Source organism: Mycobacterium sp. Panama NTM2 (genome assembly GCF_054355555.1).
Window position 1 is genome coordinate 4,829,053 of the sequence record NZ_CM135953.1, and the last position, 21,379, is coordinate 4,850,431.

Annotated in this window: 22 protein-coding genes; 14 read left to right on the plus strand and 8 right to left on the minus strand. The window is 69.9% G+C overall.

Features of this window, described 5'->3' with window-relative positions; genetic code table 11:
• The first annotated feature begins 9 nt into the window (after positions 1 to 9).
• Positions 10 to 1,065 (plus strand): 2Fe-2S iron-sulfur cluster-binding protein, encoded by a 1,056-nt coding sequence (locus tag ACXYX3_RS23130; RefSeq protein ID WP_458609158.1) that lies wholly within the window; start codon positions 10 to 12, stop codon positions 1,063 to 1,065.
• 22 nt (positions 1,066 to 1,087) lie between these two features.
• Positions 1,088 to 1,666 (plus strand): hypothetical protein, encoded by a 579-nt coding sequence (locus ACXYX3_RS23135; RefSeq protein WP_458609159.1) that lies wholly within the window; start codon positions 1,088 to 1,090, stop codon positions 1,664 to 1,666.
• Here the strand turns inward: ACXYX3_RS23135 and ACXYX3_RS23140 are convergent.
• On the minus strand, positions 1,663 to 3,774 hold the full coding sequence (locus ACXYX3_RS23140; protein ID WP_458609160.1) for an acyl-CoA dehydrogenase family protein: 2,112 nt from the start codon (positions 3,772 to 3,774) through the stop codon (positions 1,663 to 1,665). The two genes, ACXYX3_RS23135 and ACXYX3_RS23140, sit on opposite strands and share 4 nt — an antisense overlap.
• A 297-nt stretch (positions 3,775 to 4,071) precedes the next feature.
• On the opposite strand from ACXYX3_RS23140, the gene kstR reads away from it, so the two are divergent.
• Positions 4,072 to 4,686 carry a cholesterol catabolism transcriptional regulator KstR gene (gene kstR, locus ACXYX3_RS23145; RefSeq protein WP_172835681.1) on the plus strand — a complete coding sequence of 205 codons (615 nt, stop codon included), beginning with the start codon at positions 4,072 to 4,074 and terminating at the stop codon, positions 4,684 to 4,686.
• A gap of 19 nt (positions 4,687 to 4,705) precedes the next feature.
• Complete coding sequence (otsB, locus tag ACXYX3_RS23150) at positions 4,706 to 5,452, plus strand: trehalose-phosphatase (RefSeq protein ID WP_458609161.1); 747 nt, start codon at positions 4,706 to 4,708, stop codon at positions 5,450 to 5,452.
• Here the strand turns inward: otsB and ACXYX3_RS23155 are convergent.
• Positions 5,449 to 6,549, minus strand: a complete 1,101-nt coding sequence (locus tag ACXYX3_RS23155) for a LacI family DNA-binding transcriptional regulator (protein ID WP_458609163.1) — start codon at positions 6,547 to 6,549, stop codon at positions 5,449 to 5,451. The genes otsB and ACXYX3_RS23155 overlap by 4 nt on opposite strands.
• A gap of 113 nt (positions 6,550 to 6,662) precedes the next feature.
• Between ACXYX3_RS23155 and ACXYX3_RS23160 the strand changes: the two genes are divergently transcribed.
• From ACXYX3_RS23160 to ACXYX3_RS23175, 4 genes are read left to right on the plus strand one after another with little or no spacing between them, the layout of a single operon-like run.
• Positions 6,663 to 7,565 carry a metal ABC transporter solute-binding protein, Zn/Mn family gene (locus tag ACXYX3_RS23160; protein WP_458609164.1) on the plus strand — a complete coding sequence of 301 codons (903 nt, stop codon included), beginning with the start codon at positions 6,663 to 6,665 and terminating at the stop codon, positions 7,563 to 7,565.
• 9 nt (positions 7,566 to 7,574) lie between these two features.
• Positions 7,575 to 8,402: a metal ABC transporter ATP-binding protein gene (locus ACXYX3_RS23165; protein WP_458609165.1), complete on the plus strand. Its 828-nt coding sequence runs from the start codon at positions 7,575 to 7,577 to the stop codon at positions 8,400 to 8,402.
• Positions 8,395 to 9,243, plus strand: coding sequence for a metal ABC transporter permease (locus ACXYX3_RS23170; RefSeq protein ID WP_458609166.1), 849 nt, complete (start codon positions 8,395 to 8,397; stop codon positions 9,241 to 9,243). Before ACXYX3_RS23165 ends, ACXYX3_RS23170 begins: the two co-directional genes overlap by 8 nt.
• A gap of 9 nt (positions 9,244 to 9,252) precedes the next feature.
• Positions 9,253 to 10,017 (plus strand): LamB/YcsF family protein, encoded by a 765-nt coding sequence (locus ACXYX3_RS23175; RefSeq protein WP_458609167.1) that lies wholly within the window; start codon positions 9,253 to 9,255, stop codon positions 10,015 to 10,017.
• Here ACXYX3_RS23175 and ACXYX3_RS23180 read toward each other — a convergent pair.
• Positions 10,010 to 10,324 carry an ArsR/SmtB family transcription factor gene (locus tag ACXYX3_RS23180; protein WP_458609168.1) on the minus strand — a complete coding sequence of 105 codons (315 nt, stop codon included), beginning with the start codon at positions 10,322 to 10,324 and terminating at the stop codon, positions 10,010 to 10,012. The genes ACXYX3_RS23175 and ACXYX3_RS23180 overlap by 8 nt on opposite strands.
• 103 nt (positions 10,325 to 10,427) lie before the next feature.
• Between ACXYX3_RS23180 and ACXYX3_RS23185 the strand changes: the two genes are divergently transcribed.
• The 3 genes from ACXYX3_RS23185 to ACXYX3_RS23195 are packed head-to-tail and all read left to right on the plus strand — an operon-like array spanning position 10,428 to position 13,806.
• Positions 10,428 to 11,630: an MFS transporter gene (locus ACXYX3_RS23185; protein WP_458612194.1), complete on the plus strand. Its 1,203-nt coding sequence runs from the start codon at positions 10,428 to 10,430 to the stop codon at positions 11,628 to 11,630.
• 32 nt (positions 11,631 to 11,662) lie between these two features.
• Positions 11,663 to 12,577: an MBL fold metallo-hydrolase gene (locus ACXYX3_RS23190; protein WP_458609169.1), complete on the plus strand. Its 915-nt coding sequence runs from the start codon at positions 11,663 to 11,665 to the stop codon at positions 12,575 to 12,577.
• Positions 12,568 to 13,806 (plus strand): SLC13 family permease, encoded by a 1,239-nt coding sequence (locus ACXYX3_RS23195; RefSeq protein WP_458609170.1) that lies wholly within the window; start codon positions 12,568 to 12,570, stop codon positions 13,804 to 13,806. The genes ACXYX3_RS23190 and ACXYX3_RS23195 overlap by 10 nt, the downstream gene beginning before the upstream one ends.
• Here ACXYX3_RS23195 and rlmB read toward each other — a convergent pair.
• The 4 genes from rlmB to carD are packed head-to-tail and all read right to left on the minus strand — an operon-like array spanning position 13,803 to position 17,156.
• Entirely contained in the window at positions 13,803 to 14,744 is a 942-nt protein-coding gene (gene rlmB, locus ACXYX3_RS23200) for a 23S rRNA (guanosine(2251)-2'-O)-methyltransferase RlmB (protein ID WP_458609171.1), read from the minus strand. The genes ACXYX3_RS23195 and rlmB overlap by 4 nt on opposite strands.
• Positions 14,745 to 16,136, minus strand: coding sequence for a cysteine--tRNA ligase (gene cysS, locus ACXYX3_RS23205; RefSeq protein ID WP_255730483.1), 1,392 nt, complete (start codon positions 16,134 to 16,136; stop codon positions 14,745 to 14,747).
• Positions 16,137 to 16,183: 47 nt separating this feature from the next.
• The gene (gene ispF, locus ACXYX3_RS23210) at positions 16,184 to 16,666 is read right to left on the minus strand and encodes a 2-C-methyl-D-erythritol 2,4-cyclodiphosphate synthase (RefSeq protein WP_458609172.1); all 483 of its coding nucleotides are present in this window, start codon (positions 16,664 to 16,666) and stop codon (positions 16,184 to 16,186) included.
• 1 nt (position 16,667) lies between these two features.
• Entirely contained in the window at positions 16,668 to 17,156 is a 489-nt protein-coding gene (gene carD, locus ACXYX3_RS23215; RefSeq protein WP_167097262.1) for an RNA polymerase-binding transcription factor CarD, read from the minus strand.
• A gap of 241 nt (positions 17,157 to 17,397) precedes the next feature.
• On the opposite strand from carD, the gene ACXYX3_RS23220 reads away from it, so the two are divergent.
• From ACXYX3_RS23220 to disA, 3 genes are all read left to right on the plus strand, one after another.
• A complete protein-coding gene (locus ACXYX3_RS23220) occupies positions 17,398 to 17,997 on the plus strand; it encodes a copper chaperone PCu(A)C domain-containing protein (RefSeq protein WP_241205374.1) in 600 nt (199 codons plus the stop codon).
• A gap of 61 nt (positions 17,998 to 18,058) precedes the next feature.
• Positions 18,059 to 19,444, plus strand: coding sequence for a DNA repair protein RadA (gene radA / locus ACXYX3_RS23225; RefSeq protein WP_241205373.1), 1,386 nt, complete (start codon positions 18,059 to 18,061; stop codon positions 19,442 to 19,444).
• Positions 19,445 to 19,465: 21 nt separating this feature from the next.
• Positions 19,466 to 20,584 (plus strand): DNA integrity scanning diadenylate cyclase DisA, encoded by a 1,119-nt coding sequence (gene disA, locus ACXYX3_RS23230; RefSeq protein ID WP_241205372.1) that lies wholly within the window; start codon positions 19,466 to 19,468, stop codon positions 20,582 to 20,584.
• Here disA and ACXYX3_RS23235 read toward each other — a convergent pair.
• Complete coding sequence (locus ACXYX3_RS23235) at positions 20,581 to 21,357, minus strand: hypothetical protein (RefSeq protein ID WP_458609174.1); 777 nt, start codon at positions 21,355 to 21,357, stop codon at positions 20,581 to 20,583. The two genes, disA and ACXYX3_RS23235, sit on opposite strands and share 4 nt — an antisense overlap.
• Positions 21,358 to 21,379 lie beyond the last annotated feature (22 nt).

Here is a 21,379-nt window from a genome sequence, read left to right on the forward strand (position 1 = left end):
GAGCCGCCTGTGACCGACGAGCCATTGGGTGCGCACGTGCTCGAGCTGGAGATCGCGAAGGTGATCGACGAGACGGCCGACGCCCGCTCGTTGGTGTTCACCGCGACCGACGGGGTGCCCGCCGACAAGCTGCGGTACTCGCCCGGGCAGTTCCTGACCCTGCGCGTGCCCAGCGACAAGACCGGCTCGGTGGCTCGCTGCTACTCGCTGTGCAGCTCACCGCACACCGGAGACCCCCTCACCGTCACCGTCAAGCGCACCGTCGACGGCTACGCCTCCAATTGGCTCTGCGACAACGCCTACCCCGGCATGCGCATGCACGTGCTGGCCCCGTCCGGCACCTTCGTGCCGGCCGACCTCGACAAAGACTTCCTGCTGCTGGCCGCGGGCAGCGGCATCACGCCAATGATGGCGATCCTGAAGTCCGCTCTCGCCCGGGGCAGCGGACAGGTCACCCTCGTCTACGCCAACCGCGACCAGGACTCGGTGATCTTCGCCGCCGCGCTGCGCGAACTCGCCGCCGCGCACCCCGACCGGCTGACCACGGTGCACTGGCTCGAGTCCGTGCAGGGGCTGCCGACCGCCTCGGCGCTCGCTGCACTGCTCGCGCCGTACCGCGACCGCGAGGCGTTCCTCTGCGGGCCCGGCCCGTTCATGGCCGCCGCCCAGGAGGCGCTCAGCGCGTGCGGCTCGGCTCCCGAACGCGTGCACATCGAGGTGTTCAAGTCGCTGGACTCCGACCCGTTCGCCGCCGTCGTCCTCGACGACACCGATGACGGCGACGAGGGCCCCGCGACCGCGGTGGTGACCCTCGACGGCACCACCCACGAACTGAGCTGGCCACGGCGCGCGAAGTTGCTCGACGTGCTGCTGGACAAGGGGCTCGACGCACCGTTCTCCTGCCGAGAGGGGCATTGCGGCGCCTGCGCGGTGGTCAAGAAATCGGGTGACACCGAGATGGAGGTCAACGATGTGCTCGAACAACAGGATCTCGACGAGGGTCTGATCCTGGCGTGTCAGGCGCATCCGCTCTCGGATTCGGTCGAAGTGACCTATGACGAGTGAGCCGCGCGCTAGGTTCGCCAGAATGAAGCGGCTCGCGGTGGTAGGTGCGACGGCCCTGGCGATGGCGGCCCTGATGCAGCCGGCGACGGCGTCCGCCGCATCGGACACCAAGACCAGTTCGATCGCCGTCGACCCCGCCACGTCCATCCAGATGCAGGTCTCGGCCAACTGTGACGCGGCCCAGAACCGGTGCTTCTTCACCACCACCGCGAGCCTGCTCACCCCGAGCGGGCCCACCGGGTTCCCCGGCGACACCTGGGCGCGTCAGACCGTCACGTTGCGCAGTTCGGACCGCGACGTGTGGCAGCAGGCGTGGTACAGCGCACCGTCGGGCAATCCGCGCGAACTCAAGGGCGCCAACCACCAGAACGTGCTGTCCAAGATGTACCGCTCGCTCAACGACGTCGAGCTGTCGATCACCTACTTCGGCGGTGGCGACATCGCACGATTCACCTCCGACGGCGACTCCGTGCCCACCCAGTGGCAGAACGGCTTACCGGCCACCGGCGCCGACTTCATCGCGTGCTCGCAGATCCAGGTGGTCTACAGCGGGGTCAATCTGACCACGCCGACCGCTTGCGCGCAGACCCGCTTCGGCTAGCGCGGCAGCCCGAGCAGCCGCTCGCCCGCCATCGTCAGCAGGATCTGCTCCGTGCCTCCGGCGATGGTCAGGCACCGCGTGTTCAGGAAGTCGTGCACCTGCTGGTTCTCCACCGCACCGGCACCGTCGGAGAGCTCCATGCGGAATTCCGCGAGCGCCTGGCGGTACCGCACACCGATGAGCTTGCGGGCGCTGGCCTGCGGGCCGGGGTCCCGGCCACCGACCGCGAGCTGCGCGATGCGCTGATCCAGCAGTGAGCCCACCTGGGCGGTGCAGATCAGCTCACCGAGCCGATCCTGTTGCGCGTCATCGACATCCGCCTCTGACAGCGCGCGCAGCAGCTCTTCCATCGGGTTGCCCAGCGCGGTGCCCTGGGCCATCGCGACCCGCTCGTTGGCCAGCGTGGTGCGCGCCAGCTTCCACCCGTCGTTGACCGCACCCACCACCATCTCGTCGGGCACGAACACGTCGTCGAAGAACACCTCGTTGAACAGTTCGTCGCCGGTGATCTCACGCAGCGGACGGATCACGATGCCGGGGCTGGTCATGTCGATCAGGAAGTACGTGATGCCCTTGTGTTTCGGCGCGTCGGGGTCCGTTCTCGCCAGACACACACCCCAGTGCGCCTTCTGCGCCGCCGAGGTCCACACCTTCTGTCCGGTGAGCTTCCAACCGCCTTCGGCACGAACAGCTTTGGTGCGAAGCGCGGCCAGATCCGAGCCGGCGCCCGGCTCGCTGAACAGCTGGCACCACTGCAGGTCGCCGCGCAGCGTCGGCGGGACGAACTGCTCGATCTGCTCGGCGCTGCCGTGCTCGAGGATCGTCGGGACCGCCCACCACCCGATCACCAGATCCGGGCGGGTGATGCCGGCCGCCGCCAGCTCGGAGTCGATGAGCAGCTGCTCGGCCGGGCCCGCGTCGCGGCCGTGCGGGCGCGGCCAGTGCGGTGCCAGCAGGCCCGTCTCGGCCATCACGACCTGCCGACGGTCTTGCGGTGCAGCGGCGACTTCGGCTACCGCAGAAGCGATCTCGGGTCGCAGATCGGCCACCGAGGCGAGGTCGACGTGCAGTTCGCGGCGCACCCCCTGCTGAGTCAGCGCGGCGACCCGGCGCAGCCAGTGAGACCGGCCGCCCAGGAAGTGCCCGATGCCGTAGGCGCGCCGTAGGTACAGGTGCGCGTCGTGCTCCCAGGTGATGCCGATACCGCCCAGCACCTGGATGCAGTCCTTGGCGTTGGCCGTGACTGCCTCGATACCAACCGACGCGGCCAGCGCCGCGGCGATCGACAGCTGCTGGTCGTCGGATTCGCTTGCCGCGCGGGCGGCGTCGGCGGCGGCCACCGAGGCCTGCTCGCTGCGCAACAGCATCTCGGCGCACATGTGCTTGATCGCCTGGAAGCTGCCGATCGGCTTGCCGAACTGCTCGCGCACCTTCGCGTACTCGGTCGCCGTCGTCAGCAGCCAGCGCGCCACTCCGGCGGCCTCGGCCGCCGCGACCGTCGCCGCGAGGTCCACCACGCGTTGTGGGGAACACGCGAGCACCGTGGCAGGCGCCCCGTCGAGAGTCACCCGGGCCAGCGGGCGGGAGAAGTCCGTGGCCTTGCGGGCTTCGACGACGACTCCGTCCGCGGTCGCATCGACCAGCACCCACACGTCGCCGGCAGGGAGCAGAAGCACCCCGTCAGCGGTCGCGCCCAGCACGGTCGGGGCAGTGCCCGACACCGTGTCACCCGTCAGCGTCAGCTTCGCGCGCACCGCGACGCCGGCCGTGCGCGCTCCGGCAGCCAACGCTTCGACGAGCTCGCGGTGGGCACCGTCGAGCAGGAGCGTGGCCAGGGCGGTGGTGGCCACCGGACCCGGGATCAGACCGGCGGCGGCTTCCTCGAGCATCGCGCAGAGGTCGGCGATCGTGCCGTCGGCGCCGCCGACGTCCTCGGGAAGCGCCACCCCGAACATGCCCAAGGCAGCCAGCGCATCGAAGGGTGCGCGCCAGGCGTCGGTCGAGCCCTGCTCCACGTCGCGGACCGCCTCCAGCGACGTCGAACCCGCTGCCCAGTCACGGACGAGTTCGCGTGCCGCGGACTGCTCGTCGCTGATCGTTGCCGACACCGTGACTCCTAGGCTTTGGGTGAGAACCCCGTGCTTCCCACTAGAACGTGTTCTAATAGTGCCAGTGTTCGAACGTCAAGTCGAACGCCATCGCAGCAGACCAGATCGTTGGTGACGGGCAGAGGGTGGCGAGAAAGTCGCGACCGGAATGCGTATCGTTTTCCTTCGGTTGCATTCCCATGCATCTGCCGCAGAACACCGAAGGAGTCACGCCGCATGTCCGGGTCGTCTCAGTCCGCAACAGGGTCGTCGGCGCGCGCCGACGGCGCGGGAGCGGACGCCCGCCCCCGGCAGGTGATGAACGTCGCGGTGCTGGCGGAATCCGAACTCGGCTCCGAGGCGCAGCGCGAACGGCGCAAGCGCATCCTCGACGCGACGCTGGCGATCGCGTCGAAGGGTGGCTACGAGGCCGTGCAGATGCGGGCGGTGGCAGAGCGGGCCGACGTCGCGGTGGGCACGCTGTACCGCTACTTCCCGTCGAAGGTGCACCTGCTGGTCTCTGCGCTCGGCCGCGAGTTCGAACGCATCGACGCCAAGACCGACCGCTCCGTACTGGCCGCGGGCGCGACTCCGTATCAGCGGCTCAACATCATGGTCGGCAAGCTCAACCGCGCCATGCAGCGCAATCCCCTGCTCACCGAGGCGATGACACGCGCGTTCGTGTTCGCCGACGCCTCGGCCGCCGGCGAGGTCGACTACGTCGGCAAGCTGATGGACTCGATGTTCGCCCGGGCGATGAGCGAGGGCGAGCCGACCGAGGACCAGTACCACATCGCGCGCGTGATCTCCGACGTGTGGTTGTCGAATCTGCTGGCCTGGCTCACCCGCCGCGCCTCGGCCACCGATGTGAGCAAGCGACTGGATCTCGCGATGCGACTGCTCATCGGCGACGGTGAGCAACCCAAGATCTGAGCCGCCTAAGATCGGCCCTGTGTTACCCCCCGAGCTGTCTGACGCCCTGGCTGCCGCGGCTCGGGCACCCCGGCTGCTCGTCACCTCCGACTTCGACGGAACGCTGGCCGAGATCGTCTCGAACCCCGCCGACGCCCGCCCGCTGCCCGCCGCCGCCGACGCGCTGGTCGCGTTGGCGGGTCTGCCCGAGACGGAGGTGGCGTTGATCTCCGGGCGTGCGCTGCGCGATCTGCGGACGCTCTCGTCGATGCCCGCGGCCGTGCACCTGGTCGGCAGCCACGGCGCGGAGTTCGACTCCGGCTTCGCCCACGACATCGACACCGATCTGCTGGACAGCATCACCGAGACGCTGTCGGCGATCGCCGCGGACAGGGCCGGTGTCACGGTCGAGACCAAGCCCGCCAGCGTCGCGCTGCACGTCCGCAACGCCTCCGATGCCGACGGTGAGGCGGCGCTGGCCGCGGCCCGAGATGCCGCCGAGAGCTGGGATGCCCATGCCACGGCCGGCAAGGCGGTGCTCGAGTTCGCGGTGATCTCCACCGACAAGGGTGAGGCGCTCGACATCCTGCGCGCCGAACACCGCGCCGCCGCCGTGGTGTTCTTCGGCGACGACGTGACCGACGAGAAAGCGTTCCGCAGGCTGACCGACGCCGACGTCGGGGTCAAGGTGGGCCCCGGCGACACCGCCGCCGCGTACCGGGTCGATGCGCCCGAGGACGTCGCGGCCGCGCTGGCGGAGCTGCACCGCGTGCGGGCCGGCGGTTAGGAAGGCGGGCCCGACGTCCGCCCGCGCACCAGCTCGGTGTCGAGCACCTCGATCGCCGGCAGCCCGGAACGCGGTGGGTTGTGCAGCAATTCACCTGCGCGACGACCCTTTTCGACACTCGGCTGACGCACCGTGGTCAGCCCACGCGACAGCGCCTCCGGCACGCCGTCGAAACCCGTCACCGTCATCTGCCCCGGGACGTACACCCCGCGGGCCCGCAGCCGGTCCATCGCCGAGAGCGCGAGCACGTCGGCGGTACACATCAACGCGGTGATCCGGGGGTTGGCTTCCAGTGCGACGTCGGCTCCCGCGCCGCCCGAGGTCGGCAGGTGCTCGTAGCTCTCCACGACCGTCAGCGCGCCAGGGTCGAGACCCGCGCCCGCCAGCGCGTCGTGAACCCCGAGGATGCGTTCGCTCTGCACCTGGAATTCCGGGTTGAGGACGCGGGCGGGGTCGGCGAGCGCCGGCCGGGGATCGCCGTGCGGCCACTCCCGGCCCAGCCGCATGGTCAGCAACCCGATCTCCCGGTGCCCGAGCTCGAGGACGTGCTCGGCGAGACCACGCATCGCCGCGCGATCGTCGATGCCCACCCGCGACGCCCCGGCCACGTCCTTGGGCTGATCGACCACCACGACGGGCAGGTGCCGCTGCAGCACCACCGGCAGGTACGGGTCGTCGTCGGAGGCCGAGTAGATGACGAACCCGTCGACGCCTGCGGCGAGGACCGCGGCCGTGCCGTCACTCACGCTGCGATTCGGGCCGACGGCGACCAGCAGCAGCCCCTGACCGACCGCCTCGCAGGATTCGGCCAGACCGGCGACGAAATCCAGCGCGGCCGGATCGGAGAACGAATAGTTCAACGGTTCGGTGATGATCAGGCCCACCGCGCCGGCTTTGCGGGTCCGTAGCGAACGGGCGACCGGATCGGGTCCGGGGTAGCCGAGCCGCTTGGCCGTCGAGAGCACCCGCTCGCGCAGTTCGGCCGAGAGCTGATCGGGACGGTTGTAGGCGTTCGAGACGGTGGTGCGCGACACCTTGAGTTCGGCGGCCAGCGAGGCCAGGGTTGCCCGCCGCCGGGGCGCGGGAGACCTGGACATGAATTCAGACGTTAGTGGATCGTGGTTCAGACGGCGGTGTGCACGCACCGGTGGCGATACGCTACATTGAACCAGTTATTGGAAACGATTTTCATTTGTATCAGGAGTTGCGCATGCGAGCCCTCGTTGCCGTGCCGTCAGTCGCGATGGCCGCCCTACTCGTCCTCACCGGCTGTTCGCAGACCCCCCCGAACACCGAACACGGCACACTCAACGTCGTCGCCTCGACTGATGTCTGGGGCAGCGTCGCGGCCACCGTCGTCGGCAACCACGCCACCGTCACGTCGATCGTCAACGGCACCGTGGAGGACCCCCACTCCTTCGAGGCGAGCCCGGCCCAGGTCGCCCAGATCGCCGACGCCTCACTGGTCGTCTACAACGGCGACCACTACGACCACTGGATGGACGACGTGCTGGAGAACTCGCACGACATCCCCGCCATCGCCGCGGCCTCGCTGTCGCCGGATCAACCGCCGGCCAACGAACACCTGTTCTACGACCTCCCCACCGTCAAGATCGTCGCCGAGAACATCGCCGACACGCTGAGCAAGAACGATGCCGAGCACGCCGCGGACTACACCGCGAACGCGGACAAGTTCGGCGCGGCCCTGGACACCCTCATCCTGGCTCAGCACGGCATCGGCCAGGCTCACCCCGGCGCCTCGGTGGTGTCCACCGAACCCGTCGCCTTCTACGCGCTGCGCAACGCGGGAATCGCGGACAAGACGCCGCCGTCGTTCGCCAACGCCGTCGAGGAAGGCGGCGACCCGTCGCCGGCCGACCTGGCCACCGTCTTGGACCTGATCGGCAAGCGCGAGGTCTCCGCCGTCGTGGTGAACAGCCAGACCGCGGGCCCGGTCACCCAGCAGCTCTCCGAGGCCGCCCGGAGGGCCGTGGTCCCTGTCGTCACGGTCACCGAGACCCTGCCCGAGGGCATGGACTACCTGCAGTGGCAGCGCAAGGTCGTCGACGACATGGCGGCCGCGCTGGATAGTCCGCCCCCGCCCAGCCGATAATCACCCGTCGTGGCCACCGATGACGTCGTCGAACTGACCGGCGCGCGCCTCGCCTTCGGCGATCGCGTCCTGTGGGACGACTTCGATCTCACCGTGCGCGCCGGCGAGTTCATCGCGGTACTCGGCCCCAACGGCACGGGCAAGACGTCACTGCTCAAGGTCTTGCTCGGCCAGGTGCCGCTGAGCGCGGGCAGCGTCACCGTGGCTGGGGACCCGGTGACCGCGGGCAGCCGGCAGATCGGCTACGTACCCCAGCACCGCTCGATGGACCGCGGCCTGTCCCTGCGCGGCGCCGATCTCGTCGGCCTCGGCTACGACGGGCACCGGTGGGGCTTCGCCGGCTGGGGCGGCGCGGCACGCCGGGCACGACGCGCCGCAGTCACACGGGCACTGGCACAGGTCAACGGCGAGGCGTTGGCGCACACGTCGGTCGGCGTCATGTCCGGCGGCGAATTGCAGCGGGTGCGCGTGGCCCAGGCGCTGGTGACCGATCCGGTGCTGTTGCTGTGCGACGAGCCGCTGCTCAACCTCGATCCGGCCAACGCCAACCTGGTCTCCTCGCTGATCGATCAGCGCCGCCGCGACGCCCGCACCGCGGTCCTGTTCGTCACCCACGAACTCGACCCGGTCCTGCCGTACGTGGACCGGGTCGTGTACCTCGTCGACGGCCGCTTCCGCGTGGGCACCGTTCCGGAGGTGATGAACTCGGCGACTCTCTCGCAGCTCTACCACTCCGACATCGAGGTGCTCGAGGTCGGCGGACGCTACATCGTGGTCGGCGATCAGAGCCAGTACCAGCATCACCATTGCGACCGCGCGGAGCACGCCGGTGAATGACAAGCTCGCCACGGCCGTCGCGAACTTCTTCGATTTCTCGACCACCGCGGATCTGCTCGGCCGCGATTTCGTTCAGCAGGCCCTGCTCGCGTCGGTGCTGCTGGCGTTGGTCTCGGGCATCATCGGCCCGCTGATCGTCATGCGGCAGATGTCCTTCGCGGTGCATGGATCGGCCGAATTGTCGCTCACCGGTGCGGCATTCGCGTTGCTCACCGGATTCAGCATCGGTGTCGGCGCGCTGGTGGGCTCCGCCCTGGCGGCCATCCTGTTCGGCATACTCGGCCAGCGCGTGCGCGAACGGGACTCCGCGATCGGCGTCGTCATGGCGTTCGGTCTGGGCTTGGCGGTGCTGTTCATCCACCTCTATCCGGGTCGCACCGGTACCAGCTTCGCGCTGCTGACCGGTCAGATCGTCGGTGTCGGCTACTCCGGCCTCGCGCTGCTCACCGTGGTCACCGTGGTCGTCATCGCCGTGCTGGCGCTCTGCTATCGACCGTTGCTGTTCGCCACCGTGGACCCCGAGGTGGCTGCGGGCCGCAGTGTGCCGGTGCGCGGGCTCGGCATCGTGTTCGCGGCGCTGGTCGGTGTGACGGCCGCCCAGGGCGTGCAGATCGTCGGCGCCCTGCTGGTCATGAGCCTGCTGATCACGCCGGCCGCCGCGGCGGCGCGGGTGTGCACCTCGCCGGCGAAGGCGATGGTCGCGTCGGTGGCGTTCGCCGAGACCGCGGCCGTCGGCGGCCTGGTGCTCTCCCTGGCTCCCGGCGTCCCCGTCTCGGTGTTCGTCACGACGATCTCGTTCGCGATCTTCCTGGTCTGCTGGCTGATCGGCAGCCGCCGCTAGGCTGGCGGAGTGACCAGCCGGACGGTCGATCTTAACGCCGACCTCGGCGAGAGCTTCGGGGTGTGGCAGCTGGGCGACGACGAGGCCATGCTCGGCATCGTCACCAGCGCCAACGTCGCGTGCGGTTTCCACGCCGGCGACGCGGCCACCTTGGCACGTACCTGCCGGCTTGCCGCCGACCGCGGTGTGCAGATCGGCGCGCAGGTCAGCTACCGGGATCTGGCGGGCTTCGGCCGCCGCTTCATCGACGTGCCCGCCGACGAGTTGACGGCGGACGTGGTGTACCAGATCGGGGCGCTGTCGGCACTCGCCGCCGCGGCCGGCTCGGCGGTTTCCTACGTCAAACCCCATGGCGCGCTGTACAACTCGGTGGTGAGCCACCGCGGTCAGGCACGTGCGGTGATCGCGGCGATACATGCTGTCGACCCGGCGCTACCGGTGCTCGGACTCGCCGGGTCCGTGCTGTTCGCCGAAGCGGAGGACAAGGGCGTGCGCACGGTGCCCGAGGCGTTCGCCGACCGGGCCTACCGGCCCGACGGACAGTTGGTGTCGCGACGTGAGCGCAATGCAGTGCTGCACGACCCCGACGAGATCGCCGAGCGGGTCATCTCGATGGTCACCCGGGGACGGGTGAGCGCCGTGGACGGCTCGACGATTCCCATCTCAGTGGAATCGGTGTGCGTGCACGGCGATTCGCCCGGGGCGGTACAGATCGCCACCACGGTGCGGGAACGGCTCCGGGCCGAGGGCGTCGAGCTGAGCGCGTTCAGCTGACGCCGACCGCGCGATTGGCGCCACGCACGATGCTGTCGAGAAGGCCGGGCAGCGCGGCCTCCACCTCGTCGGTGCGCAGCCGCTGATAGGTGAGCCCGTCGCGCGTCAGCCGCTCGGTCAGCCCGGCCTCGCGCAGGATCCTGAAGTGGTGCGTGGCCGTCGACTTGTTGATGCCGTCGTAGAGGGCGCCGCACTGCACGGAGACGCCTGCGTTGTGCAGGCGGCGGACGATCTCCAACCGCACCGGATCATGCAGGGCGGCCAACACCTGTTGCACCGGGGCCACCGGCTGCGCGTCTACGGGCATGGCGTGTCCTTCACCACGTCGGGTTTGATGAGTGTCGAACCCAGCGTACTCTCGAGCGGGTTCGATGTCCGTCGTACTGTACTCGACGCAGAAGGGACTCCAGATGGTGGCGATCGACCGTCCGATCACCGAGACGCAACGCTGGGCGTATCCGCTGCTGCTCGTGCTCAGCGGGGTGGCCCTCGGTGTCTCCGGCGTTCCCGCACCGCTCTACGGCATCTACGAATCGAACTGGCACCTCTCCCCGTTGGCCACCACGATCGTCTTCGCCGTCTACGCGGTCGCCGCGCTCGGCGCTGTGCTGGTCTCGGGGCGCATCTCCGACGTGGTGGGGCGCAAGCCGGTACTCGTCGGCGCGCTGATCGCCCTGCTCGTCGGCCTGGGTGTCTTCCTGATCGCCGACACCATGGCCCTGCTGCTGCTCGCCCGCGCCATCCACGGTGCCGCCGTCGGCTCGATCGTCGTCGCCGGGGCCGCCGCGCTGCTCGATCTGCGGCCCGAGCACGGAGTGCGCAGCGGGCAGCTGTCCGGAGTCAGCTTCAACGTCGGCATGACCGTCGCGATCCTCGGCTCCGCGCTGCTTGCCCAGTACGCACCGCATCCGCTGCGCACCCCGTACGCGGTGGTCGCAGTGGTGTGCCTGATCGTCGGGGTGGGCGTGTTGTGCCTGCGGGAGCCGCACACCGCGCGCAGCGCCGGGCCGATTCGGATCGCCAGACCCGCGGTGCCGCGCGAGATCCGGGGCGACTTCTGGTTCTCCGCGACAGGCGCGATGGCCTCCTGGTCGGTGCTGGGCGTGCTGCTGTCGTTGTACCCGTCACTGGCGGCCCGCCAGACCCACATCGACAACCTCGTGTTCGGCGGAGCCGTCGTGGGCAGCACCGCGTTCGCCGCTGCCCTGGCACAGCTCGCCGCGACGAGGCTGCCCGCCAAGTACTCCGCGATCATCGGTGACGTCGGGATGGCGGTGTCGCTGCTCTTGACCATCCCGGTGCTGCTGACCCACCAACCGCAGCTGGTGTTCGTGGCCGCAGCGTTGCTCGGCGCGACGTTCGGACTCGGCTTCGGCGGGTCGCTGCGCCACCTGTCCGACGTGGTGCCGGCCGGCCGACGCGGCGAGACGATGTCGGCGTTCTACCTGGCGGCCTACTCCGCGATGGCCGTGCCAACACTGGTGGCAGGCTGGGCGGCCACGCGGTGGGATCTGGCCGCGGTGTTCCCGTGGTTCGCCGGCGCGGTGGCCGCGGCATGCCTCGGCGCTGCGGCAACCGGGCTGCGCCAGCAGTTCGCACAGCGCACCTCCTAGAGCACCCAGGATCGCCCCCTAGGGTTGCCGTCATGCGCCTCAAGCTCGGCAGGCCCGACCTCGCCGCGTACGCCGATCAATTCGACGTACCCGCGGCGACGACCGGGTCGCCGGTGACGGTGACGTGGGCCGGCGTCACGACGCTGCTCGTCACCGACGGAGACTCCGCGGTGCTGACCGACGGCTTCTTCTCCCGACCCGGCCTCGTCGCCGTCGCGACCCGGCCCCTGCGTCCGTCGTCGTCCCGCATCGACAGCGCGCTCACGCGGCTCGGCATCACGCACCTCGACGCGGTCACCCCGGTGCACACCCATTTCGACCACGCCATGGACTCCGCCGTCGTCGCGACCAGAACCGGTGCCCGGCTGCTCGGCGGGACCTCGGCTGCGCAGATCGGCCGCGGAGCGGGCCTCGACCGCGTCGACGTCGTCACCCCCGGCGAACCCGTCACCACCGGCGCCTTCGACGTCACCCTGATCGAAGGCCACCACTGCCCTCCCGACCGGTTCCCCGGTCAGATCACCGCGCCGGTCCGGCCGCCGGCCCGCGCGTCGGCGTACCGCTGCGGCGAAGCGTGGTCCACGCTCGTCACCCACCGCCACAGCGGGCGGACGATCCTGATCGTCGGCAGCGCCGGCTTCCGCCGCGGCGCCCTGGCCGGCCGGCGCGCCGAGGTGGCCTACCTCGGCGTCGGCCAACTCGGACTGCAGCCGCGAAGCTATCTCGTCGAGTACTGGACCGAGACCGTGCGCACCGTCGGGGCGCGCCGCGTCGTGCTCATCCACTGGGACGACTTCTTCCGCTCCCTCGACCAGCCGCTGCGCGCGCTGCCCTACGCCGCCGACGACCTCGACGCATCCGTGCGCACCCTTGCCACGCTCGCCGCCGAGGACGGCGTGCCCCTGCACTTCCCGACCCTCTGGCAGCGCGCCGATCCATGGCTCTGATCCTGTCGGTGGCCGCGCTCGTCGCGGTCCTGGGTTTCGCGCTGCTGCGCCCGCACGGCTGGCCCGAGGCGGTGGTGGCGGTACCCGCCGCCGCACTCGTCATCGTCACCGGCGCGATCGACTGGCCGGGCGCGTGGGCCGAGATCAGCGAACTCGCGCCCGTCGTCGGCTTCCTCGCCGCGGTGCTGGTGCTGGCGCGGCTGTGCGACGACGAAGGCCTGTTCCACGCGACCGGTGTGCTGATGGCCCGCGCCACCTCCGGCGGCCAGCACCGGCTGCTGCTGTCGGTGTTCGGGGTCTCCGCCGCCGTCACGGCGATCCTCAGCCTGGACGCCACGGTCGTGCTGCTCACCCCGGTGGTTCTCGCGACGGCACGCACGCTGGCCGTGCCCGCGCGGCCGCATGCCTATGCGACCGCGCACCTGTCCAACAGCGCCTCGCTGCTGCTGCCGGTGTCCAACCTGACCAACCTGCTGGCGTTCAGCGCCGCCGGATTGACGTTCCTACATTTCGCCGCGCTGATGTCGTTGCCGTGGCTGGCCGCCATCGCAGTCGAATACGTGTTGCTGCGCATGCTCTTTCGTCGCGATCTCGCAGTCGAACCGCAGCCCGCGCCGCGCGAACCCGTCGAGCTGCCGCTGTTCGCTCTGGTCACCGTCGGGCTCACGCTGGCCGGGTTCGCGGTCACCTCCCTGGTGGGTCTGTCGCCGGCGTGGGCGGCCCTGGCCGGGGCAGTGGCGCTCGGCGTGCGCGGGCTGGTCACTCGGCGCACGTCGGTCCGCAGGATCGTCGTCGCGATCGACGTGCCGTTCCTGGCGTTCGTGCTGTGCTTGGGCGTGGTCGTCGCGGCGGTGATGCGCAACGGCCTCGAACCCGCGATGCACCGGGTGCTGCCCGACGGACAGGGCCTGGTGGCGCTGCTCGGCATCGCCGCGGTAGCCGCGGTGCTGTCCAACATCGTCAACAATCTGCCCGCGGTGCTCGTACTGCTGCCGCTCGCGGCGCCCGTCGGCCCGGCCGCGGTCCTGGCCGTGCTGATCGGTGTCAACATCGGCCCCAACCTCACCTATGTGGGATCGCTCGCGAACCTGCTGTGGCGCAGCGTCGTCCGCCGCGACATCAACCCCAGCTTCGCCGAGTTCAGCCGCGTCGGATTGGTCACCACCCCGGTGACTCTGGTCGCGGCCGTGCTCGCGCTGTGGGCCGGGCTCGAGCTGATCGGCGTCTAGCTGCGGCGCTGGCGGGCGATCTCGGCCAGCACCACGCCTGCGGCCACCGACGCGTTGAGCGATTCGGTGGGCCCGGCCATCGGTATCGACACGATGGCATCGCAGGTCTCCCGCACCAATCGGGACAGCCCCTTGCCCTCGGACCCGACCACCACCATGATCGGGCCGCTACCGTCGATGTCGTCGATCGCGGTGTCCCCACCGGCGTCGAGCCCGACGATCTGAATGCCCGCATCGGCGTACTGCTTCAACGCGCGCGTGAGATTGGTGGCCCGGGCGACCGGGGTGCGTGCGGCCGCGCCGGCGCTGGTGCGCCACGCCACCGCCGTCACGGACGCCGACCGGCGCTGCGGGATCAGCACGCCGTGGCCGCCGAACGCGGCGACCGAACGGACGATGGCCCCGAGGTTGCGCGGGTCGGAGATGTTGTCGAGCGCCACCAGCAGCGGCGGTGCCACATCTTTCTTCGCCTGCGCGAGCAGGTCGTCGGGATGGGCGTAGGCGTAGGGCGGCACCTGCAGCGCGATGCCCTGGTGCAGGCCGTTGGCCGCGATCCGGTCCAGGTCGTGCTTGGGCACCTCAAGGATGGCGATGCCCCGATCGGCCGCGGTCTGCACCGCCTCGGTCAGGCGTTCGTCGGAGTCCGCGCCCAGCGCGACGTACAGCGCCGTCGCCGGCACACCCGCGCGCAGGCACTCCACCACCGGATTGCGGCCCAGGACGGTCTCGGTGTCGTCGGTCTTCTTGTGCCTGCCCTGCGCCTGCCGCGCCGCCTTGGCGGCGCGTTTGGCCGCCGGGTGATTGGGCCGCTGATGCGCGGGCGGCGTCGCCCCCTTGCCCTCCAGGCCGCGCCTTCGCACGCCGCCGGAGCCGACCGTCGGACCCTTCTTCGTCCCTGCCTTGCGTATCGCGCCGCGGCGCTGAGAATTGCCCGCCATCTACTTGTCCGTTCCGTCGCTGAGAGACCATTGCGGACCGTCGGCGGTGTCGGTCACCTCGATGCCGGCTTCCTTGAGCCGGTCCCGGATCGCATCGGCCTCGGCCCAGTCGCGGCGCGCCCTGGCCTCACCGCGACGGCGCACCTCGGCCTGGACGAGGACGTCGACGGCGGCCAATGCGGCGGACGTCTCGTCGCGGGATTCCCAGCGCTCGTCGAGTGGGTCGGCGCCCAGGATGCCCATCATCGCCCGGATCGACATCGCCTGCGTCAGCGCCGACTCGTGGTCGCCGGCGTCCAGCGCGCGATTGCCCTCGGCGCGGGCGGCGTGCACCTCGGCCAGCGCCATGGGCACCGACAGGTCGTCGTCGAGCGCGGCGCCGAACTTCGGTGTCCACTCGCCCGGCACCACCGCACCCACGCGGTTGCGCACGCGATGCAGGAAATCCTCGATACCGCTGTAGGCCTTCGCCGCGTCGGCCAGTGCGGTCTCGGAGAACTCGAGCATCGACCGGTAGTGCGCGCTACCGAGGTAGTACCGCAGCTCCGCGGCCCGAACCCGTTGCAGCACAGCAGGAATGGCGAGCACATTGCCCAGCGACTTGCTCATCTTCTCGCCACCCATGGTGACCCAGCCGTTGTGCAACCAGAACCGGGCGAAACCGTCACCGGCCGCCTCGGCCTGGGCGATCTCGTTCTCGTGGTGCGGGAACACCAGGTCCATGCCGCCGGCGTGGATGTCGAATTCGGCGCCCAGGTACTCGTGGGCCATCGCCACACACTCGGTGTGCCAGCCGGGCCGGCCGCGTCCCCACGGCGTCGGCCAGGACGGCTCGCCGGGCTTGGCGCCCTTCCACAGCGTGAAGTCCCGCTGATCCCGCTTGCCGGTCGCGACCCCCTCGCCCTGGTGCACGTCGTCGATCCGGTGCCCCGACAGCTTGCCGTAGTCGGGCAGCGTCGCGACGTCGAAGTACACGTCACCCGCCCCGGTGTAAGCGTGGCCGCGCTCGATCAACCGCTCGATCAGCTCGACCATCTGCGTGATGTGCCCGGTGGCCCGCGGTTCGGCCGACGGCGGCAGCACACCCAGCGCGTCGTAGGCCGCCGAGAACGCACGCTCGTAGGTCGCCGCCCACTCCCACCACGGCCGGCCCGCGTCGGCCGCCTTGTTCAGGATCTTGTCGTCGATGTCGGTGACGTTGCGGATGAACGCGACGTCGTAGCCCTTCGCGGTCAGCCATCGCCGCAGCACGTCGAACGCGACGCCGCTGCGCACATGGCCGATGTGCGGCAGACCCTGAACGGTGGCACCGCAGAGGTAGATGGAGACGTGGCCGGGCCGCAGCGGCGCGAAATCGCGCACACCGCCAGACAAGGTGTCATACAGCCGCATGGGAGCTGCAGGGCGTTCGGTCACGACGGGCCAGCTTACCGGCCGGATCAGGCAGAACCCTCATCGCTTGTCACCAGGGCCGTCGCGAGCGCCGCCAGACCCTCACCTCGTCCCGTCAACCCGAGCCCGTCGGTGGTGGTCGCCGATACCGACACCGGTCCACCCACGAGCGCGGACAGCAGCTCCTGCGCTTCCGCCCGGCGTGGGCCGACCTTGGGCCGGTTGCCGATGACCTGCACCGCGGCGTTCCCCACGCGCAGCCCGGCGTCGTCGAGCAGAGAACGGACATGGCGCAGCATGTCCGCGCCCGACACCCCCCGCCATTCGGGGCGGTCGGTGCCGAAGACCTCACCGACGTCGCCCATGCCCGCTGCGGACAGCAGTGCGTCGCAGAGAGCATGGGCGGCGACGTCGCCGTCGGAGTGACCGGCACAACCGTCGGCGTCGTCGAACAGAAGACCCAGCAGCCAGCACGGCCGCCCCGCTTCCACCGGGTGGACGTCGATACCGAGACCGACGCGAGGAATCACGTCAGGACGCGGCGGCGAGAACTTCGTCGAGGATGATCGACGCCTTGGCGTCGTCGGTGTTCTCGGCCAGCGCCAGTTCGCCGACGAGAATCTGCCGAGCCTTGGCCAGCATCCGCTTCTCGCCCGCGGAGAGCCCGCGCTCCTGATCACGACGCCACAGGTCGCGGACGACCTCGGCGACCTTGTTCACGTCACCGGAGGCCAGCTTCTCGAGATTGGCCTTGTAGCGGCGCGACCAGTTCGTCGGCTCTTCGGTATGCGGGGCACGAAGCACCTGGAAAACCTTGTCGAGGCCCTCCTGGCCGACGACGTCGCGCACCCCCACGTATTCGGCATTGTCCGCAGGCACCCGGACAGTCAGATCGCCCTGGGCGACCTTCAAGACGAGGTATTCCTTCTGCTCGCCTTTGATGGTTCGGGTTTCGATCGCCTCGATCAACGCAGCACCGTGGTGTGGATAGACGACGGTGTCTCCGACCTTGAAAATCATCAGATTCGAGCCCCTTTCACATGACGAGTTTAACACGGGCCGTTTCCGGGGGTGCACCAACGATGCAGGTCAGGGGCACAGACGGGCAACATCGGGGGTTGACAGGGGCCCGATTCCGTGCAAGGCGGGCGCCTGGTGCGCCCTGCGCTACCGCCGGCAATCGCGACCTACTACTCTGCATAGTCGAACGATGGAGACCGGCATGTCACGTCGCGTTGCCGGCCGAGCAGGAGGCACCTGAGTGAAACCCTTGGATCGGCGCACTTCTGTCACGACCGCCGTGGCGACGGCAGCGATCGCGCTGTCGGCCGTGCTGAGCGGCTGCGGTGCCGGTCAGGTGTCCCAGACGGCTACGCAGGAGCCGGCGATCAACGGTACGAGTGGCAAAGCCGGCCCCATCGCGCTGCGCAACGTCCACCTGCGCGCCCAGCAGACATCGGATTACGTGCGTCCGGGCAGCGACGTGGAGCTGATCTTCACCGCCGCAAACACCTCGCCCGACACCAACGACAAGCTCGTCCGCATCACGTCGGACATCGGCTCGGTGTCGCTGACCGGCGGTAGGGATCTGCCCGCCAACGGGGCATTGATCGTCGGCACCCCGGACGGGCAGACCACGCCGCTGGAGGCGGTCGAGCCCGCCGATGCGGCCCAGGCGCGCGTCGCGCTGACCAAGCCGATCACCAACGGCCTGACCTACGACTTCACGTTCACGTTCGAGAAGGCGGGAGACACCACGGTGCCCGTGCCGATCTCCGCCGGCGAATCGCCGCGGCGCGAGGTCTCCGACGCCGGAGCAGCGGTCTCGGAGAGTTCCGGCGAGCACGCGGGCGGACACTAGCCACCCGACACGGGCGCGCCGCGCCCTCCACTTGTCGGTGCGGGCCGATACCGTCGCACTCGTGGCCCGGCCTTCGAAAACACGTTCGCAATATCGGTGCTCGGAATGCCACCATCAAACGCCCAAATGGGTGGGTCGCTGCCCCGACTGCGGGACATGGGGCACGGTCAACGAGGTGGCCTTGGCCGCCGTCGGCGGGACAGCGATCCGCCGTGCCATCGCCCCCGCCTCCCCCGCCGTACCCATCAGCGCCATCGACCCCGGGCGCACACGGCACTACCCCACCGGCATCGGTGAGCTCGACCGGGTTCTCGGTGGCGGCGTGGTGCCCGGCTCGGTCACCTTGCTCGCCGGCGATCCCGGTGTCGGAAAATCGACGCTGCTGCTCGAGGTCACACACCGTTGGGCGCAGATGGGGCGTCGTGCGCTCTACCTATCGGGTGAGGAATCGGCCGGTCAGATCCGGCTGCGGGCCGAGCGCACCGGATGCACGCACGACGAGGTCTACCTGGCCGCCGAATCCGACCTGCAGACCGCGCTCGGCCACATCGACGCGGTCAGGCCGTCGCTGGTCGTCGTCGACTCTGTGCAGACCATGTCGACCACCGAGGCCGACGGTGTCACCGGCGGGGTGACCCAGGTTCGGGCCATCACCACCGCCCTGACGATGACGGCGAAGACGACCGGGGTCGCCATGCTGCTCGTCGGCCACGTGACCAAGGACGGGGCGATCGCCGGGCCTCGCTCACTGGAGCACCTCGTCGACGTCGTGCTGCACTTCGAAGGCGACCGCGCGTCGGCGTTGCGGATGGTGCGCGGCATCAAGAACCGGTTCGGCGCCGCGGACGAGGTCGGCTGTTTCCTGTTGCACGACAACGGGATCGAGGGCGTTGCGGATGCGTCGGGCCTGTTCCTGGACCAGCGTCCCAAACCGGTGCCCGGCACCTCGGTGACCGTCACGCTCGACGGCAAACGCCCGATGATCGGCGAGGTGCAGGCGCTGATCGGCTCCCCCGCCAGCGGCAGCCCGCGTCGCGCGGTCAGCGGCATCGATTCCTCCCGCGCGGCGATGATCACCGCGGTGCTGGAGAAGCGGGCGCGGCTGCCCGTCGGCGCCAACGACATCTACCTGTCCACGGTCGGCGGCATGCGGCTCACCGATTCGTCATCGGATCTCGCCGTCGCGCTGGCGATCGCCTCCGCGTACACCGATCTGGCGATGCCGACATCGGCGATCGCGATCGGCGAGGTCGGCCTGGCCGGCGATCTACGCCGGGTCACCGGGATGGATCGCCGGTTGGCCGAGGCCGCCCGCCTCGGGTTCACCACGGCCGTCGTGCCGGCCGGGCTGACCTCGGCGCCCGCCGGGTTGCGGACCTTCGAGGCCGACAACATCTCCTCGGCATTGCAGGTGCTGCGCCGGATCAGCCAGAATGACGCGAACTGAGCCAACTCTCGAGGGGATCGGATGGCCGTGAAGTCGACGGGACGCAGCACGCGCACGGTCGTTCCGTTGGCCCGTCCGACGCTGCGGGAGACGATCGCCCGACTGGCACCCGGCACTCCGCTGCGCGACGGGCTGGAGCGCATCCTGCGGGGGCGCACCGGGGCCCTGATCGTCATCGGGTTCGACGACAGCGTCGAGGCGATCTGCGACGGCGGCTTCTCGCTGGACGTGCGCTACGCGCCCACCCGGCTGCGGGAGCTGTCGAAGATGGACGGCGCCGTGGTGCTGTCCAGCGACGGCAGCCGAATCCTGCGTGCCAACGTGCAATTGGTGCCCGACCCGTCCATCCCGACCGAGGAGTCCGGAACCCGGCACCGTTCGGCTGAGCGCACCGCGATCCAGACCGGCTACCCGGTGATCTCGGTCAGCCACTCGATGAGCATCGTGACGGTCTACGTCGCCGGGGAGCGGCACGTGGTGCCCGACTCGGCGACCATCCTCTCGCGTGCCAACCAGACGATCGACACGCTGGAGCGCTACAAGACCCGCCTCGACGAAGTCAGCAGGCAGCTCTCGATGGCCGAGATCGAGGACTTCGTGACGCTGCGCGACGTGATGACCGTGGTGCAGCGGCTGGAGATGGTGCGCCGCATCAGCCTCGAGATCGACTCCGACGTGGTCGAACTCGGCACCGACGGCCGGCAGTTGAAGCTGCAGCTCGACGAGCTGGTGGGTGACAACGACATCGACCGCGAGCTGATCGTGCGCGACTACCACGCCAATCCCGATCCACCCACCGCTGCGCAGGTGACCGCGACTCTCGAGGAGCTCGACGGGCTGTCGGACAACGAGCTGCTCGACTTCACCACGCTGGCAAGGGTTTTCGGATACCCATCGACGGCCGAGGCGCAGGACTCGGCGATGAGCTCACGCGGCTACCGCGCGATGTCGGGCATCCCGCGGCTGCAGTTCGCGCACGTCGACCTGCTGGTGCGCAACTTCGGTTCCCTGCAGGGCCTGCTCGCGGCGAGCGCGAGCGATCTGCAGTCTGTCGACGGCATCGGCTCGATGTGGGCGCGCCACATCCGCGAGGGCCTCTCTCAGCTGGCCGAGTCGACGATCGCCGACCGGCTGGCCTAGCCCGCGGGTGCGGGCCCGGGCACCGGCAGGTGCGGCGCACCGTCGACCGGCGGCGGCTGCTGGCCCGGCTGCGCCAGGACGAACGGCACCGTCGCCGACCGCAGATTGCCCAACTGCACGACGAGGTTGTAGGTACCCGGCCCGATCGGCTGACGCGGCAGCGGGCAGTTCGGCGCCGAACCCATCCCCGTCCAGGTCACCTCGGTGGTCACCTGCTCGCCGGGCTGGAACGTCTTGATCAGCGTCTCGTTGGACGGCGCGCAGTCCAGGTTCGACCACAGCCGCTGATTGTCCAGCGAATACACGTACGCGGCCAACACCGCCGCACCGACATCGCGCTGGCAGGCGACCAACCCGATGTTGGTGACCACCATCGTGAACTTCGGCTGATCACCGACGACGTACTGCGGCTGATTGGTGATGCCCTTGACCGCCAGCGTGGAGTCGGGGCAGTCGTCGCCCTCCTTGAGGATCGGCGGGGGCACCACGGCGGCCGTCGGGGTCGCGGTCGGCGGCGGCGCCTGCTGAGCCGGCGCCTGAATGGGGGTCTTGACCTGCGGATTGTCTCCGGGCAGCGGCGTCGCCGGGGCGGCTGCCTGGGAGCTCTGCGCCTCGTTGGCGGTGGGCTGCTCGGTGCTGGTGCTGTTCATCACCACGACGGCGACGACGGCGGCGATGATCCCGATGACCAGCACGGACACGCCGAGCGCCAACATCCTGCGTCGCCAGTAGATCTGTTGGGGCAGCGGGCCATGCGGTTCCAAATCCAGCACGAGATCACGGTAAGGCCAGCTC

Coding starts and splice junctions, on each gene's coding strand:
- cysS (WP_255730483.1), bottom strand. CDS start 16,136: ATGCGGCTGTATGACACCTTGTCTGGCGGTGTGCGCGATTTCGCGCCG.
- ACXYX3_RS23190 (WP_458609169.1), top strand. CDS start 11,663: ATGCGCCTCAAGCTCGGCAGGCCCGACCTCGCCGCGTACGCCGATCAA.
- ACXYX3_RS23195 (WP_458609170.1), top strand. CDS start 12,568: ATGGCTCTGATCCTGTCGGTGGCCGCGCTCGTCGCGGTCCTGGGTTTC.
- carD (WP_167097262.1), bottom strand. CDS start 17,156: ATGATTTTCAAGGTCGGAGACACCGTCGTCTATCCACACCACGGTGCT.
- ACXYX3_RS23160 (WP_458609164.1), top strand. CDS start 6,663: ATGCGAGCCCTCGTTGCCGTGCCGTCAGTCGCGATGGCCGCCCTACTC.
- ACXYX3_RS23135 (WP_458609159.1), top strand. CDS start 1,088: ATGAAGCGGCTCGCGGTGGTAGGTGCGACGGCCCTGGCGATGGCGGCC.
- ACXYX3_RS23180 (WP_458609168.1), bottom strand. CDS start 10,324: ATGCCCGTAGACGCGCAGCCGGTGGCCCCGGTGCAACAGGTGTTGGCC.
- rlmB (WP_458609171.1), bottom strand. CDS start 14,744: ATGGCGGGCAATTCTCAGCGCCGCGGCGCGATACGCAAGGCAGGGACG.
- ACXYX3_RS23155 (WP_458609163.1), bottom strand. CDS start 6,549: ATGTCCAGGTCTCCCGCGCCCCGGCGGCGGGCAACCCTGGCCTCGCTG.
- kstR (WP_172835681.1), top strand. CDS start 4,072: ATGAACGTCGCGGTGCTGGCGGAATCCGAACTCGGCTCCGAGGCGCAG.
- ACXYX3_RS23185 (WP_458612194.1), top strand. CDS start 10,428: ATGGTGGCGATCGACCGTCCGATCACCGAGACGCAACGCTGGGCGTAT.
- disA (WP_241205372.1), top strand. CDS start 19,466: ATGGCCGTGAAGTCGACGGGACGCAGCACGCGCACGGTCGTTCCGTTG.